Raw genomic sequence first — 15,122 nt, forward strand, 5'->3', positions numbered from 1 at the left:
CCGGCCCGGCTCACGCATCGCGTCGACCGGTTTCGATCCCGTTGCGTGACGTTGCGTCCGCCGCCGCGTTCGTCCGCCCGCGCGTTGCCGCATCGAGCACCGCCCGCCCCGCCGCCACCGCGATCGCGTCGTCCTGCGGCGTATGCACGCGGCTGCACAGCACGTCGCGATAGTGGCGTTCGAGCGGATTCGCGCGGCTCAACCCGTGATTGCCGGACAGCTTCAACGCCTGCTCGACCGTCCGGATCGCGTGCTCGGTCACGGTGCGCTTGACGAGGCCGCTGGTCGTCAGCGACGGCGCGTTGCCTGCGTCGGTGCGCGCGATGTGTTCGTCGAGCAACACGCGATTCGTATGCAGCCAGCCCTCGATTTCACCGACCGCCTCCTGCACGCGCGGCAGCGTCGCGAGCGGCGCGCCGAGCCCGCTCGGCGCACGCGTCGTCGCGAACTCGACCAGCCAGTCGCGCGACGCGCGCGCCACCGCGTCGTACAGGCTGCCGAGCAGCGCGACCATCCACGCCTGCTGATCGGCCTGCGCGTCGGCATCCGCGTGCGCGGCAGCCGACACGGCCCATGCGTCCGGCGCGCGCACGTCGACTGCGTGATCGGCCGGCAGCGGCACGTCGTCGAACACGACCTCGTGGCTGCCCGACGCGCGCAGGCCGACGTGATTCCAGCTTTCGATCACGCGGATGCGGTCGCCGTCGGTCTCCGGGTCGCGCGGCACGAGAAACACGCCGACGCGCGGCGTCGGCTCGTCGGTACGCGCCCACACGGCCAGCCAGCGCAGCGCCGGAATGCCGGTGCTGTAGAGCTTGTGGCCCGACAGCCGCCAGCCGTCGCCATCGCGGCGTGCGATAGTGTCCGGCAGCCCGCCGCGCGACGGCGAACCGAGCGCGGGCTCGACGCGCAGCGCGTTGATCAGCGCGCCGTGCGCGACCGCGCTGTCGAACACCGCGCGTCGCACCTGCGCCGGCCAGCGGTTGTCGGCGCGGCCGAGCGCGCGATGCTGCAGATACGTCATCGTCAACACCAGCGCGGTCGCCGGGTCGGCCCGCGCGACGGCAGCGACGATCCGGCTCGCCCGCGCCAGCGTCGCACCGGCGCCGCCATGCTCGCGCGGCACGACCTGCGCGATCAGCCCGGCACGATGCAGCCGTGCGAAGTTCTCGTGCGGAAAGCGGCCGTCGACGTCGTTGCGGGCCGCATCGGCGGCGAGCTCGGGGGCGAGGCGCTCGAGCAGCGCGGCGACGCGCGCGTCGCTCGCCTCGTCGGCGTCTGCAGCGGCGACGAGGTCAGCAGCGTCAGCAGGCAGAAGGCGCAGCGAAGGTTGCGGTGGCGGCGAGGAAGCGGCAAGGCTGGCGGACATCGAAACGGATTCCCTGGGTAGGTCGAACACGGCGGCGAAAGCGCGGCGGCAAATACAGCGTCAACGCGCGCCCGATCATTCATGAGCCCATAGCGTATGCGCAACGCATACGGCCCCAAACCATGCAAATCTGATATTCAAATCGGGATTGATTATTTCCATTCCGCATGATCCCGGCGTTAACCTGCGCTCCATTCCTGCCCGGCCGTGCGCCGGGACGTCCCTGTACCGGAGACCCCAGATGAGCGTCGAATTCATCGGCATGATCCAGAGCCAGAAGCAGTCGGAAATCCACCCGGCGTCCGGCCCCGTGGTCGATCCCGACTATGTGCGCGACTTTGCCCGCGCCCACGAAACGGCCGGCTTCGACCGGATTCTCGTGCCGCATCACTCGACCGGCCCGTCGGCGACGCTGACGATCGCGTTCGCGGCGGCCGCGACCGAGCGCATCCATTTCATGCTCGCGCATCGGCCGGGCTTCACCGCGCCGACGCTCGCCGCGCGGCAGATCGCGACGCTCGACCAGTTCAGCCGCGGCCGGCTCGCCGTGCACTTCATCTCCGGCGGCTCGGACAGCGAGCAGCAGCGCGACGGCGATTTCCTCGATCACGACGCACGCTATGCGCGCACCGACGAATACCTCGGCATCCTGCGGCGCATCTGGACCGAAGCGCAGCCGTTCGATCACGACGGTGCGCATTACCGGTTCAAGCAGGGTTTCTCGGAAGTGAAGCCGGTCCAGCAGCCGCATGTGCCGATCTACTTCGGCGGCGCGTCGGAAGCCGCGCTCGCGGTGGCCGGCAAGCACGCGGACGTCTACGCGCTGTGGGGCGAATCGCTCGACCAGGTGCGCGACCTGACGACGCGCGTCCGCGCCGAAGCCGCGAAACACGGCCGCCAGGTGCGCTTCTCCGTGTCGTTCCGCCCGATCCTCGCGGCGACCGAGGACGAAGCGTGGGCGCGTGCGCACCGCATCCTCGACGAAACGCGCCGGCTGCGCGAAGCGGCCGGACTCGGCGCCGGCGGCCCGCAGCAGAGCGAAGGCGCGCGCCGCCTGCTCGCCGCGGCCGAGCGCGGCTCGCGCGTCGACAAGCGGCTGTGGACCGAGATCGCGAAGCTCACCGGCGCGCGCTCGAATTCGACGGCGCTCGTCGGCACGCCCGAACAGGTCGCCGACGCACTGCTCGACTACTACGACCTCGGCGTGACGACGTTCCTGATTCGCGGCTTCGATCCGCTGGAAGACGCGATCGACTACGGCCGCGAACTGATTCCGCGCGTGCGCAGCGCCGTCGCCGCACGCGACGCGGCGCGCCGCGCTGCCTGAGACCAACGGAGCCCTACGCGACCATGTCCGCCGTCCTGTCCTCGCCCAACCGTACCGCATCGGGCCTCGTGCTCGCCGATACGCCGCGCCAGCACTTCTGGTTCGATCCGCCCGCGCCGCGCGTCGACGTCGCCGCCGAGCGCCGCCACCGGCAGGAGCGGCTCGCGGCCGCGTTCCGCCTGTTCGCGCGCTTCGGCTTCGCGGCGGGCCTCGCCGGTCACATCACCGCACGCGATCCGGAGCTGCCCGACCATTTCTGGGTGAACCCGCTCGGCGTGCATTTCTCGCAGATCAAGGTGTCCGACCTGCTGCTCGTCAACGCGCGCGGCGAAACCGCGATCGGCACGCGGCCGCTGAACAAGGCCGCGTTCGCGATCCACGCGGCGATCCACGAAGCCCATCCGCACGTCGTCGCCGCCGCGCACACGCATTCGACCTACGGCAAGGCCTGGTCGACGCTCGGCCGCCCGCTCGATCCGCTCACGCAGGACGCGTGCGTGTTCTACGAGGATCACGCGCTGTTCGACGACTTCACGGGGATGGTCGTCGACACCAGCGAAGGCGCGCGGATCGCCGATGCGCTCGCGAAGCCGGACGGCACCACGCACAAGGGCGTGATCCTGAAGAACCACGGGATCCTGACGGCCGGCCCGACGGTCGAGGCCGCCGCGTGGTGGTACATCGCGCTCGACAACGTCGCGCACACGCAGTTGCTGGCCGAAGCGGCCGGCACGCCGCAACCGATCGATCATGCGACCGCGCGCCATACGCACGGCCAGATCGGCGGCCCCGACGGCGCGCTGCATGCGTTCGACAGCCTGTTCGCGCGCGTCGTCGCCGACGAACCCGACCTGCTCGACTGAGCCGCCTTTCCGCCACACCGGAGACCAGACAACATGACCCACACCACCGCGCCCACGCCTGCCGACGCGCACGACGACCAACGCCGCCGCCTGCTGCGCGCGGCCGGCGCCGCCGCGCTCGCCGTGCCGGCGATCACGCTCGGCCGCAAGGCCTGGTCCGCGCCGCCGCTGAAGAAACTCACGTTCGCGTGGAACCAGAACGCGTTCTGCCTGACGCCGATCGTCGTCGCGCAGGAGCGCGGCTTCTTCGAGAAAAACGGGCTGAAGGTCGAACTGATCAACTACAGCGGCTCGACCGACCAGCTGCTCGAATCGATCGCGACCGGCAAGGCCGATGCGGCGGTCGGGATGATCCACCGCTGGCTGAAGCCGCTCGAAGCCGGCTTCGACGTGAAGATCATCGGCAGCTCGCACGGCGGCTGCGTGCGGCTGCTCGGCGCGAAGGCCGCAGGCGTCACGACGCTGCAGGCGCTGAAGGGCAAGACGGTCGGCGTCAGCGATCTGGCCGCGCCCGGCAAGCACTTCTTCTCGATCCTGCTCGCGAAGAACGGCATCGATCCCGAGCGCGACATCACGTGGCGACAGTATCCGGCCGACCTGCTCGGCGTCGCGGTCGACAAGGGCGAAATCCACGCGATCGCCGACGGCGACCCGAATCTCTACCTGCTCGAAAAGCGCAGCAACGGCGCGTATACCGAACTCGCGACCAACCTGTCCGGCGAATACGCGCGCAAGGTGTGCTGCGTGATCGGCGCACGCGGCGACCTCGTGCGCAACGACCGGCCGTCGGCCGCCGCGCTCGCGCGCTCGATCGTGCAGGCCACCGAATACACGCACGACAACCCGAACGAAGCAGCGAAGGTGTTCGCGAAGTATTCGCCGAAGATCAGCCCCGAGGATCTGCGCAAGCTGTACGCGACGCTCACCTACACGCATCACCCGACCAACGTCGACCTGCAGCAGGAAATCGCGTTCTATGCGGACGATTTCCGGCGCATCAGCGTGCTGAAGAAGAGCACGGACCCGCAGCGCTTCGCGCAGCAGGTCTATGCGAACGTACTGGGGTAACGCGATGTCGACGATCGAACACGCTTCCGCCGCACGCGCCGCATCGGCCCCGGCCGGCGCCGCTGCCAACGCTACGGTTTCCGCGCGCGCAGCCTGCACGACTTGCGAAGCCACGCTGGCCGCAGAAGCCCGGCGCGCGCGCACCTGGCCGACCGGGATCGCCGCCGCGCTCGCGTGGGCCGCGCTCGGCGCGCTCACGCAGCTGTGGCCGAACCGGATCGTCGGCTTCAGCGACTGGGCGTACACCGATACGTTCGGCACGGCCGCGTGGACGATCGCCGCGCTGCTGCTCGTCGCCGCGACGCTCGGCCATCTCGTCGCGGCGACCCGCACGCGGCTCGCACGGGTGCGACCGGCCGGCCCGTGGCTCGTCGCGCTGCCGCTCGTGCTCGCCGCGTGGGAAATCGTCACCGCCAAAACCGGCTGGCTGCCGACGCCGTTCTTCGCGCCGCCGCAGGCGCTGATCGAGGTCTACGTCGACGACTGGCCGCGCCTCGCCGGCAGCGCCGGCAACACGCTGAAGCTGCTCGCGCTCGGGTTCGCGTACGGCGTCACGGTGGGCTTCGCGGTCGGCGTGTCGATCGGCTGGTCGCGCCGGATCGGCTACTGGGTGCATCCGGTGCTGCGCGTGCTCGGCCCCGTGCCGGCCACCGCGCTGCTGCCGCTCACGTTCTACTTCTTCCCGTCGAGCTATTCAGCCGCGGCGTTCCTGATCGCGCTCGCCACCGGGTTTCCGGTCGCCGTGCTGACGTGGTCGGGCGTCGCGAGCGTGAACAAGCAGTACTACGACGTCGCGCGCACGCTCGGCGCGAACGCGCGCTTCCTCGTGCTGCGCGTCGCGATTCCGGCCGCGCTGCCGCACGTGTTCGTCGGCATCTTCATGGGGCTGAGCGCGTCGTTCACGGTGCTGGTCGTCGCCGAGATGATGGGCGTCAAGTCGGGGCTCGGCTGGTATCTGAGCTGGGCGCAGGGCTGGGCGTCGTACGTGAACATGTATGCGGCGCTGCTCGTGATGGCGCTGCTGTTTTCCGGGTTGATCGCGCTGCTGTTCGCGGTGCGCGACCGTGTGCTCGCGTGGCAGAAAGGAACCGTCAAATGGTAAGCGCCGCCGTACTCGAATCGTCCGCTGCCACGGTCGCGGCGCCCGCCGTCACGTCGCCGCGCGGCGCACGCATCGACATCCGCCGCGTGAGCCATGCGTTCGACGGCCCCGGCGGCGCGCTACCGGTGCTCGACGACGTGTCGCTGTCGGTCGCGGCCGGCGAATTCGTCGCGCTGCTCGGCCCGAGCGGTTGCGGGAAATCGACGCTGCTGCGGCTCGTCGCGGGGCTCGACGCCGCGCGGCAAGGAACGATCGCGCAGGACGGCACGCCGATCGAACGCCCCGATCCGTCGCGCATCGTCGTGTTCCAGGACCCGACGCTGTACCCGTGGCGGCGCGTGCGCGCGAACGTCGCGCTCGGCCTCGAAGCGCGCGGCGTCGCGCGCACCGCGCAGCATCGCGTCGACGATGCGCTCGCGCGCGTCGGGCTGCAGGAGTTCGCGAACGTGTTTCCGCATCAGTTGTCCGGCGGGATGGCGCAGCGCGTCGCACTCGCCCGCGCGCTCGTCAACGATCCGCGCTTGCTGATCCTCGACGAACCGCTCGGCAAGCTCGATTCGCTGACGCGGCTCACGATGCAGGCCGAGTTGACCGCGCTGTGGCAACGCGACGGTTTCTCGGCGCTGCTCGTCACGCACGACGTGGAAGAGGCGCTGTTCCTCGCGCAGCACGTGATCGTGTTCGGGCCGCGCCCGGCACGGATCGTCGCCGAACTGCGCGTCGACCTGCCCTACCCGCGCCATCGCGGCGACCCGCGCCTCGCCGCATTGCGCCACGACGCGCTGCGGCATCTCGGGCTCGATGCGAGCTGGTAGATGCCGGATGCCGTTCGACGTTTGACTGCGGTACGCCGGAGACGCGCGCGATGAACGCGCCGCCATTCGCCGACTGGGCCATCGCGTTCCTGCAACTGCTGTATCGCGCGCAGATCGCGTTGGCGCGTGTGCTGCACGCGCTCGGCCTGACCGGCGACGCCGACGGCCAGGCCGCGTGGCCGTGGGCACGCCGCATCGCGCTCGAAACGCTGCACATCGACGCGGGACTCACGCGGCAACTCGCGTTCGCCTGTGGCGTGACGGCGCTGGCCGTCGTGCTCGCCTGCCTCGCACTGGCTTCGCGCAAGTGGCGTGTCGCGTCGGCCATCGCCGCGCTCGCCGTCGCGTGGTTCGCGCCGTGGCCGCCCGCTTCGCTGTGGCTCGCGCCTGCCGTGCCGACGAGCTTCCAGCGCGATCCCGCGCCGTTTTCCGTATCGAACGTGATGCGCGGCGCGCACCTGTATACGCAACATTGCGCGGCCTGCCACGGCGCGGACGGACGCGGCGAAGGGCCGCTCGCGGCCACGCTCGCGCACTGGCCGCCGACCTTCGCCGGCACGCTGCTCGCGCGTCGCCTCGACGGCGAACTGTTCTGGCGCGTGCGCCACGGCACGCAGGACGAGCACGGCGCAGCGACGATGCCCGGCTTCGCGGCGACGCTCGGCCCGCAGGACACGTGGGCCGTGCTCGACTACCTGAAAGCGTTGTCCGCCGGTAGCGGCGCGCAGGCGGAAGGCGCGTGGCCGGTGCCGGTCCCGCTGCCGGCACTCGACGTGCGCTGCGGCGACGCCGCGCCTCAGGCGCTCCAGCGCTGGCGCGAAGGTCAGCGCGTGCGCGTCGTCGCGCTCGCGCCGGGTGCGACGCCACCGCCGGAAGACGCGCGCTGGCAGACCTTGCTCGTCACCGAACGCGGCGCGCCCGTGCCAACGTCAGCCGGCGCGCGCGCGAACTGCGTCGCGACGACGGCCGATGCGTGGCGCGCATTCGCGACGATTGCCGGCGTTGCGCCCGACGCGCTCGGCGGCACGCAACTGCTGGCGGATCGGCGCGGCTGGCTGCGGGCGCGCGCGTTGCCGGGCAGCGCCGGCTGGTCGGATGCCGACCTGCTGTGCCGCTCGGACGCGGCGGTCCGGCCGGCCGCCGCGCGCGTGACAAGCGGCGACGCACTGACCGCGCTGCTGCTGCGCGTCGATCAGGAACCCGTGCGCGACGTACAGGCCGGGCTCCCGCATTGAACCCACGAATCCTTCCTTCGACAGAACTTCACGATGAATCCGACCCGACGCCACTTCCTCGCGCAGGCGAGCGCCCTTGCCACGATCGTCGCCGCGCCGGCCGCCCTGCGCGCGCAATCCGGCGCCCGCCCGCTGCTGCGCGCCGGCGACCAGAAAGGCGGGCTGCGCGCGCTGCTCGAAGCGGCCGGCGAACTGAACGGCCTCGCATACGACATCGCATGGACCGAATTCCCGGCCGCCGCGCCGCTCGCGGAAGCGCTGAACGCGGCCGCCGTCGACTGCGGGCCGATCGGCGACGCGCCGGTGATCTTCGCGCTCGCGTCGGGCGCCCGCATCAAGGTGATCGGCGCGAACCGTTCCGATCCATACGGCACGGCCGTGCTCGTGCAACCCGACGCGGCGCTGAAAGGCGCGGCCGACCTGAAAGGCAAGCGCATCGGCACCACGCGCGGCTCGATCGGCCATTTCGTCACGCTGAAGGCGCTCGACGCGGCCGGCCTGCCGCCCGATGCCGTGTCGTTCCGCTTCCTGCCGCCGGCCGACACGATGCTGGCGCTCGCCACCGGCTCGATCGACGCGTGGGCGACCTGGGAGCCCTATACCGCGCTCGCCGAAACGAGCGGCCGCGCACGCGTGCTGGTCAACGGCCGCGGGCTGTGGTCGGGCCTCAGCTATCTTGCGGCGACCGACGCGGCGATCGCATCGAAGCGCGACGTGCTGCACGATTTCCTGCGGCGCGTCGTGCGCGCGCAGGCCTGGTCGTACCGGCACGTCGACGCGTATTCGGCCGCGCTCGCGCGCATCATCGGCATTCCGCCCGCCGCCGCGAAGCTGCAGTTCGAGCGCCGCGGCACGCGCTGGCAGCCGATCGACGCGACGGTGATCGCCGAGCAGCAGCGCACGGCCGACTTCTACCTGAAGGCCGGGCTGTTGCGCCAGCCGCTCGACGTGCGCACGACCTTCGACACGGGCTTCCCGCTCGCGTGACGGGCCGCGTGGCGGCGCGCGACCGCCCGAACGGCGCGGGCATGATCTGGCACAATCGCGTTTCGATCATCCCGCCTTCAGCCAGCGCCACGTCATGCCAGCCATCGCCGAACTCTTCGTCTACCCGATCAAATCCTGCGCCGGCATCGCGCTGCCGCGTGCGCAACTGCTCGAAACGGGCCTCGCGTACGACCGCCACTGGCTGATCACCGATCCGCACGGGCAGATGCTGACGCAGCGTACGCACCCGCGCCTCGCGCTGATCCGCCCGACGCTCGACAGCGACGCGCTCGTGCTGAACGCGCCGGGCATGCCGGCAATCCGCACGCCGCTGGATGGCGACGCGACGCCCGCCACGCCGAAGATGGCCGCGACCGTGTGGCGCGACACCGTCGACGCGATCGACACGGGCGCCGACACGGCCGCGTGGCTCACCGAATTCCTCGGCACGCCGACGAAGCTCGCGCGCTTCGGCCCCGACGCGCGCCGCGGCTGCAACCGCCAATGGACCGGCGACATCGATACGCATACGCAATTCTCGGACGCCTATCCGCTGCTCGTGATCGGTCAGTCGTCGCTCGACGACCTGAATGCGCGGCTCGCCGCGAAAGGCGCGCCGGCGATCCCGATGAACCGCTTCCGTCCGAACATCGTCGTGTCGGATCTCGACGCGTACGAAGAGGATTTCGTCGAGCACCTCGACACCGACGGCGACACGCCGGTGCGGCTGCGGCTCGTGAAGCTGTGCACGCGCTGCCCGGTGCCGACGATCGACCAGGCCACCGGCACGCCCGATCCCGCATGGCCGCACGAGCCGACCGACACGATGCAGACCTATCGCGCGAACCCGAATTACGACGGCGCGCTGACGTTCGGCATCAATGCGATCGTCGTCGAAGGCGCGGGCGCGTGGCTCGAAGTCGGGCAGCCGGTCGAAGCGGAGATCGGGTTCGGCGACTGAGCGACGATCCGCCACGACGACTGCCGCACAGGCGTGCACATGCGCCGGCAGATCAAGGCTCGGCTCTCCACCCACAATTTTATTGAACGATTGTTCCTGAATTGATATAGTTCGCTCATGGCAAGACCAAGGGAATTCGACACGGATGCAGCGCTTGACGGCGCGATCGCCGTTTTCAGCGAGCATGGCTTCGAGGGCAGCTCGGCCCAGATGCTCGTCAGCGCGATGGGCATCGGGCGGCAGAGCCTCTATGCGGCCTTCGGCGACAAATGGCAGCTTTACCTGTCGGCCGTGCGCCGCTACGGGATGGGCGAATGCGCTGCGCACTTCGACGCGCTGCGCAGCGGCGCACGCGCGATCGACGGGATCGACGCATTGCTCCGTCGCGTGGTCGAAGCGGCCGCCCAACCTTGTCTTGGTACGATTTCGGTCTACGAATTCGGCGTGTCCCGCCCCGAGCTCGCGGAGATCCATGCGGTGCTGGCCCATAGCCTGATCGCCGCGATCGCGGCCCGAGTCCGCGATGCGCAGCGCGAAGGCGACGTGGCCGCCGGCCTCGTTCCCGAAGCGACCGCCCGGTTCCTGATCGCGAACATCACCGGCATCCGCGCGGCCGGTCGCGGCGGCGCCGACCACGCAAGCCTGAGCGCGTTGGCCGACATGACGCTGCGGGCGCTACGGTAGATTTTTTTTGGCAAATTAATGAATGATCATTCAATAACAAGGTAAATCATGAAAGCCATTGTGATGAACGGCACCGGCGGCCGCGACATGCTGGAGCAGGTCGAGCGGCCCGCCCCGGTCGCACGTACGGGCGAGGCGCTGGTCGAGATCGCCTTCGCAGGCGTCAACTTCATGGACATCGGCGTGCGACAGGGCATGGCGTGGACGGGATGGCCGAACCCGAAGATTCTTGGCGTCGAAGGCGCGGGCCGGGTGCTGGCGGTCGGCGACGGCGTCGACGGCATCGCACCCGGCCAGCGCGTCGCGTGGGCCTACGCGCCCGGCAGCTATGCTGAGCAGATTGCGATCCCCGCCACGTCGCTGGTGGCGGTTCCGGATACGATCGACGATCGCACGGCCGCCGCCGTGATGATGCAGGGTCTCACCGCCAGCCATTTCGCGACCGATTTCTATCCCGTACAGCCGGGCGACGTCGCTTTCGTCCACGCGGCGTCCGGCGGGCTGGGCCTGCTGTTGACGCAGATCATCAAGCTGCGCGGCGGCCGGGTAATCGGGCGCGTCTCGTCCGAAGACAAGGTCGCCGCGGCCAGGGAAGCGGGCGCGGATCATCTGATCGTCGATACCAGCGGGCGGTTCGCCGCGAAGGCGCTGCGCCTGACCAACGGCGAAGGCGTGCACGTCGTCTACGACGGCTCCGGGCCGAAGACCTTTCAGGGGTCGCTCGACGTGCTGCGCCGCTCGGGAACCTTCTGCTGGTACGGTCCGGTGCTCGGCGGGCCGGGGCCGATCGACCTCATGAGCCTGCCGAGGAGCATCAAGATCGGCTATACGACCTTCTTCGATCATATCTACACGCCCGAACTGCTCCGCGCGCACTCGGCGCGGCTGTTCGACTGGATCGCGGAAGGCCGGCTCAAGGTCCGGATCGGCGGCGAATACCCGCTGGCGGACGCGGCGCACGCGCATGCCGACATGGAAAGCCGCAAGTCCATCGGCAAGCTGCTGCTGAAGCCGTGAGCGCCGGGGCGTCCGGTCGGCAGGCCGCGCGCCCCGCCACTCGGCTGCAACGGCTGCGACGCGTGTCGAAACCCTCTCTAACGATGGCTCGCCGCCGGCAGCCGCACCGTGACCACCAACCCGCCGCCGTGCGCATCGGCCAGCGTCACGCTGCCCTGATGCACGCGCGCGATCTCGCGCACGATCGACAAGCCGAGCCCCGTGCCTTCGACCGTCTGCGTCTTGCTGCCGCGATGGAAGCGTTCGAACACCGCGTCGCGTTCGTCGGCCGGAATGCCCGGCCCGTTGTCGATCACGTCGAGCCGCGCGTCCGCCCCGTCGCGCGACACGCGCACCGTGATCACCGCATGGTCGCCCACATAACGGATCGCGTTGTCGATCAGGTTGCCGATCATCTCGCCGAGCAGGTCGGACTGCCCGAGCACGTCGACGTCGGCCTCGTGCTCGAACCCGAGATCGATGTCGCGCGCGCGTGCGACGGGCGACCAGTCCAGCGTCACGCTGCGCGCGAGCCGATGCAGCGCGACCGGCTTGTGCGCGACCGCATGACCGCTGTCCGAATCGAGCCGCGACAGCGACAGCAGTTGCTGGACGATCTTCGCGGCCTGCCGCACCGCGCCGTTCGCGCGCCGCAGGTGCACGTTCGCGCGCGGCTGCTCGTCGGGCCGCAACGCGAGTTCGACGCCCGCCTGCACGGCCGCGAGCGGCGTCTTCAACTGATGGGCCGCATCGGCGAAGAAGCGGCGCCGCGCCACCTGCATCCGTTGCGTGCGACCGATGTACTGGTTGATCGAATCGACGAGCGGCGCGAGTTCGCTCGGCATCGCGCCCGTGTCGAGCGGCGTCGTATCGTCCTCGCTGCGCGCGGCGACCGTCGCCGACAGCCGGTTCAGCGGCCGCAGCCCGCGCCCGACGCCGAGCCACACGATTCCGAGCGCCAGCACGACGAGCAGCCCTTCCTGCAGCAGCGACCCGATCAGGATCTCGCGCGCGAGCGCCTGACGCGCCTCGATCGTCTCGCCGACCATCACCCACACGATGCGCGACTGCGCGGTCGGCACGTCGTGCACGGGAATACGCAACGCGGCCATCCGCAATTGCTCGCCGCGATACACGACGTCGTAGTAGCGCGTGACGAACAGCGCGCCATCGCCCGCGTCGCGGCCATGCGGCAGCGGTAGATCGGGATAGCCGGTGACCGTGCGGCCGTTGTCCTCGCGGATCAGGTAGTAGATCTTGCCGCCGTCGCTCGATTCGAGCATTTCGAGCGCGAGATACGGCAAGTCGACCTCGATCTCGCCGGCGTTGAGCCGCACGCCTTCGCGGATCGACTTCAGCGACGACGACAGCGTGCGGTCGAACGCGACGTGCGCGGCGCTCATCGCGCGCTGGTACGTGAGCCACGAGTCGAGTGCGAGCAGGCCGAGCAGCGGCAACAGCAGCCACAGCGCGACCTGCGCGCGCAGGTTCGGGCGGGTCATCATGCGGCTCGCCGGGCCGTCCCGACGGGCATGGCGGGGTATTCGCGGCGCATTACCCTGCGCCCGGGCCGGAGGTCGTCGTTGCGAAGCCGGCCGGCGACGGCATGCGCCTCCTCGGGGGCCAGTGAATGACGGTGAGCGTGAAGGCGGATCACTCGTCCGCCTTCGCTTCGAGCAAGTAGCCCAAGCCGCGCAGCGTGACGATCGCGACGCCCGTGTTCTCCAGCTTCTTGCGCAGGCGATACACGTAGATCTCGATCGCGTCCGCGTTGACCGATTCGTCGAGCCCGAAGATCTTCTCCGACAGCGTGTCCTTGTTGATCGCGCGGCCGTTGCGCAGGATCAGCACCTCGAGCACCGAGCGCTCGCGCGGCGTGAGCGACAGCGGCTCGCCCGCGAGATGGAAGCCGCGGTCGATACTGTCGTACGAAAGCGGCCCGCATTCGACGCGCGAGTGCTCGTGACCGAGGCTGCGCCGGATCAGCGCGCGGGCGCGCGCCTCCAGTTCGGTCAATTCGAACGGCTTCGCGAGATAGTCGTCGGCGCCGAGATCGAGCCCTTTCACGCGGTCCTCGACCGACCCGTGCGCGGTGAGGATCAGCACCGGCACCGGATTGCGGCGCGCGCGCAGCCGCCGCAGCACCTCCAGCCCGTCGAGCTTCGGCAGCCCGAGATCGAGGATCACCAGCGCGTAATCCTGCGTGCGCAGCACGTGGTCCGCCGCCTCGCCGTCGGCCATGTGATCGACCGCGAAGCGCGCGGCGCTCAGCGCGTCGTTCAGCGACTGGGCCAGGTTCGGGTTGTCTTCGACGAGCAGCACGCGCATGGGGATTCCGGTAAGGTCAGCGACAGCCCGCTACATTACATGATCCTTTCCGTCTCCACGCCTCGCGCAAACACGGGTTGCGCGGGTGTTGCGAAGCGGCCGCGGGCGGCGCCGGCGGCTGCCGCTCAGCGCTCGGCAGCCGGACGGTTGCGCGCCGCGATGCGCGCATCGCCGGTCACACGCCGCTCGCGAAAACCGGCCACCACCGCGACGAACGCGATACTCGCGCCGGCCGTGATGGCGATCATCGGGCGCGCGGTGCCGTCCGACAGCCACGCCAGCACGCCACCGCACGCGGCCGTGATCGCCATCTGGATAAAGAAGAACAGCCCCGACGCCGTACCGGCGATCTTCGTATACGGCTGCATCACCGCGAACTGGCAGGCCGGAATCGCGATCCCGACCGCGATCATCACGACGAACATCGGTGCGACGAGGGCCGTCACCGAAGTCGGGGCGATCGCGCCGCCGATCCCCAGCACGGCGGCGCCGACGAGATTGACGGCCGCCGCCGCCGCGATGACCGAATCGGCTGACCAGCGCGCGCTGATCCGCGCGAACATATTCGAACCGACCAGATAGCCGAGTACGGTCACGCCGAAGATCGCCGCATAGACCGGCCCGGACACGCCGATGTGCCGCTGGAACAGCGTCGACGATTCCGCGATGAACGGGTAGTACGTGCAGTAAGCAAAGCTGATCGCGAGCGAATAGCGCAGGAAGCGCCGCTCGCGCAGCAGGCCGGCGTAGGTTCGCAGCAACCCCGCGCTGGCGCCGGCTGGCGGCCGCGCGTCGCATTCGCGCGTCTCGGGCAGGTAGCGCAGCACCATCGCGGCCGCGACCAGCCCGCCCGCCGCCAGCCAGCCGAACACGCCGCGCCAGCCGAGCCACTCGGCGATCGCGCTGCCGGCCAGCGGCGCGACCACCGGCGACAGCGCCATGCCGGCCGAAATATGGCCGAGCATCGTGGCCTGAGTCGCGGCCGGAAAACGTTCGCGCACGATCACGCGGCCGATCACGGTCCCGGTGCAGCCGCCCAGCGCCTGGAACATGCGCGCGGCGATCAGCGCAGGGATGCTCGTCGACCCTGCGCATGCGACGCTTGCGACGACGTACACGCCCAGGCCGCCGAGCAGCACCGGACGTCGGCCGTAGCGGTCGGACAGCGGCCCCGACACCAGCATCGACAGCGCATAGCCGACCATGTACAGGGTCAGCGTGAGCTGCAACTGCGCGTCGGTGCCGTGCAGCGCGTCCGCCATCGCGGGCAGCGACGGCAGGTACGCATCGATCGTGACGCGCGGCAGGCACACCACGAGCATCAGCAGGAACAGCCAGCCCCATCGGGGTAATGAGCGCGTCTTCATGCGGTGAGTCCGTTTCGGTC

General features: G+C 70.1%; 14 protein-coding genes. 10 read left to right on the forward strand and 4 right to left on the reverse strand.

From position 1 onward, the window contains the following. Window positions 1-10: 10 nt before the first annotated feature. On the reverse strand, window positions 11-1,369 hold the full coding sequence (locus KR541_RS27635) for an acyl-CoA dehydrogenase family protein (RefSeq protein WP_216089922.1): 1,359 nt from the start codon (window positions 1,367-1,369) through the stop codon (window positions 11-13). 241 nt (window positions 1,370-1,610) lie between these two features. Between KR541_RS27635 and KR541_RS27640 the strand changes: the two genes are divergently transcribed. From KR541_RS27640 to KR541_RS27685, 10 genes are all read left to right on the forward strand, one after another. Further along, window positions 1,611-2,696: an LLM class flavin-dependent oxidoreductase gene (locus KR541_RS27640; RefSeq protein ID WP_050010917.1), complete on the forward strand. Its 1,086-nt coding sequence runs from the start codon at window positions 1,611-1,613 to the stop codon at window positions 2,694-2,696. 23 nt (window positions 2,697-2,719) lie between these two features. Beyond that, the gene (locus KR541_RS27645; protein ID WP_124554185.1) at window positions 2,720-3,559 is read left to right on the forward strand and encodes a class II aldolase/adducin family protein; all 840 of its coding nucleotides are present in this window, start codon (window positions 2,720-2,722) and stop codon (window positions 3,557-3,559) included. Window positions 3,560-3,592: 33 nt separating this feature from the next. Next, on the forward strand, window positions 3,593-4,627 hold the full coding sequence (locus KR541_RS27650) for an ABC transporter substrate-binding protein (RefSeq protein ID WP_027782912.1): 1,035 nt from the start codon (window positions 3,593-3,595) through the stop codon (window positions 4,625-4,627). 4 nt (window positions 4,628-4,631) lie between these two features. Next, window positions 4,632-5,729 (forward strand): ABC transporter permease, encoded by a 1,098-nt coding sequence (locus KR541_RS27655; RefSeq protein WP_050010915.1) that lies wholly within the window; start codon window positions 4,632-4,634, stop codon window positions 5,727-5,729. Further along, window positions 5,723-6,544, forward strand: coding sequence for an ABC transporter ATP-binding protein (locus KR541_RS27660; RefSeq protein ID WP_176015326.1), 822 nt, complete (start codon window positions 5,723-5,725; stop codon window positions 6,542-6,544). Before KR541_RS27655 ends, KR541_RS27660 begins: the two co-directional genes overlap by 7 nt. Before the next feature lie 50 nt (window positions 6,545-6,594). Continuing rightward, window positions 6,595-7,779, forward strand: a complete 1,185-nt coding sequence (locus KR541_RS27665; RefSeq protein ID WP_089489309.1) for a c-type cytochrome — start codon at window positions 6,595-6,597, stop codon at window positions 7,777-7,779. Window positions 7,780-7,812: 33 nt separating this feature from the next. Next, window positions 7,813-8,766, forward strand: a complete 954-nt coding sequence (locus KR541_RS27670) for an ABC transporter substrate-binding protein (RefSeq protein WP_050010912.1) — start codon at window positions 7,813-7,815, stop codon at window positions 8,764-8,766. A gap of 94 nt (window positions 8,767-8,860) precedes the next feature. Next, window positions 8,861-9,727, forward strand: a complete 867-nt coding sequence (locus KR541_RS27675; RefSeq protein ID WP_050010911.1) for an MOSC domain-containing protein — start codon at window positions 8,861-8,863, stop codon at window positions 9,725-9,727. Between the two features lie 117 nt (window positions 9,728-9,844). Then, entirely contained in the window at window positions 9,845-10,411 is a 567-nt protein-coding gene (locus tag KR541_RS27680) for a TetR/AcrR family transcriptional regulator (RefSeq protein WP_050010910.1), read from the forward strand. A 63-nt stretch (window positions 10,412-10,474) separates the two neighbouring features. Further along, the gene (locus KR541_RS27685; protein WP_235356115.1) at window positions 10,475-11,428 is read left to right on the forward strand and encodes a quinone oxidoreductase family protein; all 954 of its coding nucleotides are present in this window, start codon (window positions 10,475-10,477) and stop codon (window positions 11,426-11,428) included. A gap of 77 nt (window positions 11,429-11,505) precedes the next feature. Here the strand turns inward: KR541_RS27685 and KR541_RS27690 are convergent, their stop codons facing one another. The 3 genes from KR541_RS27690 to KR541_RS27700 form a co-directional block, all read right to left on the reverse strand. Then, window positions 11,506-12,909, reverse strand: coding sequence for a sensor histidine kinase (locus KR541_RS27690; RefSeq protein WP_050011087.1), 1,404 nt, complete (start codon window positions 12,907-12,909; stop codon window positions 11,506-11,508). 151 nt (window positions 12,910-13,060) lie between these two features. Further along, window positions 13,061-13,735, reverse strand: a complete 675-nt coding sequence (locus KR541_RS27695; protein WP_050010908.1) for a response regulator — start codon at window positions 13,733-13,735, stop codon at window positions 13,061-13,063. Between the two features lie 125 nt (window positions 13,736-13,860). After that, window positions 13,861-15,102, reverse strand: a complete 1,242-nt coding sequence (locus KR541_RS27700) for a multidrug effflux MFS transporter (RefSeq protein WP_050010907.1) — start codon at window positions 15,100-15,102, stop codon at window positions 13,861-13,863. Window positions 15,103-15,122 lie beyond the last annotated feature (20 nt).

The organism is Burkholderia sola (assembly GCF_905400185.1).
In the GTDB taxonomy this organism is placed as follows: Bacteria; Pseudomonadota; Gammaproteobacteria; order Burkholderiales; family Burkholderiaceae; genus Burkholderia; species Burkholderia sola.

Excerpts from the sequence above, each read along its gene's own strand:
- KR541_RS27635 (WP_216089922.1), bottom strand. The coding sequence starts at position 1,369 with ATGTCCGCCAGCCTTGCCGCTTCCTCGCCGCCACCGCAACCTTCGCTG.
- KR541_RS27640 (WP_050010917.1), top strand. The coding sequence starts at position 1,611 with ATGAGCGTCGAATTCATCGGCATGATCCAGAGCCAGAAGCAGTCGGAA.
- KR541_RS27645 (WP_124554185.1), top strand. The coding sequence starts at position 2,720 with ATGTCCGCCGTCCTGTCCTCGCCCAACCGTACCGCATCGGGCCTCGTG.
- KR541_RS27650 (WP_027782912.1), top strand. The coding sequence starts at position 3,593 with ATGACCCACACCACCGCGCCCACGCCTGCCGACGCGCACGACGACCAA.
- KR541_RS27655 (WP_050010915.1), top strand. The coding sequence starts at position 4,632 with ATGTCGACGATCGAACACGCTTCCGCCGCACGCGCCGCATCGGCCCCG.
- KR541_RS27660 (WP_176015326.1), top strand. The coding sequence starts at position 5,723 with ATGGTAAGCGCCGCCGTACTCGAATCGTCCGCTGCCACGGTCGCGGCG.
- KR541_RS27665 (WP_089489309.1), top strand. The coding sequence starts at position 6,595 with ATGAACGCGCCGCCATTCGCCGACTGGGCCATCGCGTTCCTGCAACTG.
- KR541_RS27670 (WP_050010912.1), top strand. The coding sequence starts at position 7,813 with ATGAATCCGACCCGACGCCACTTCCTCGCGCAGGCGAGCGCCCTTGCC.
- KR541_RS27675 (WP_050010911.1), top strand. The coding sequence starts at position 8,861 with ATGCCAGCCATCGCCGAACTCTTCGTCTACCCGATCAAATCCTGCGCC.
- KR541_RS27680 (WP_050010910.1), top strand. The coding sequence starts at position 9,845 with ATGGCAAGACCAAGGGAATTCGACACGGATGCAGCGCTTGACGGCGCG.
- KR541_RS27685 (WP_235356115.1), top strand. The coding sequence starts at position 10,475 with ATGAACGGCACCGGCGGCCGCGACATGCTGGAGCAGGTCGAGCGGCCC.
- KR541_RS27690 (WP_050011087.1), bottom strand. The coding sequence starts at position 12,909 with ATGACCCGCCCGAACCTGCGCGCGCAGGTCGCGCTGTGGCTGCTGTTG.
- KR541_RS27695 (WP_050010908.1), bottom strand. The coding sequence starts at position 13,735 with ATGCGCGTGCTGCTCGTCGAAGACAACCCGAACCTGGCCCAGTCGCTG.
- KR541_RS27700 (WP_050010907.1), bottom strand. The coding sequence starts at position 15,102 with ATGAAGACGCGCTCATTACCCCGATGGGGCTGGCTGTTCCTGCTGATG.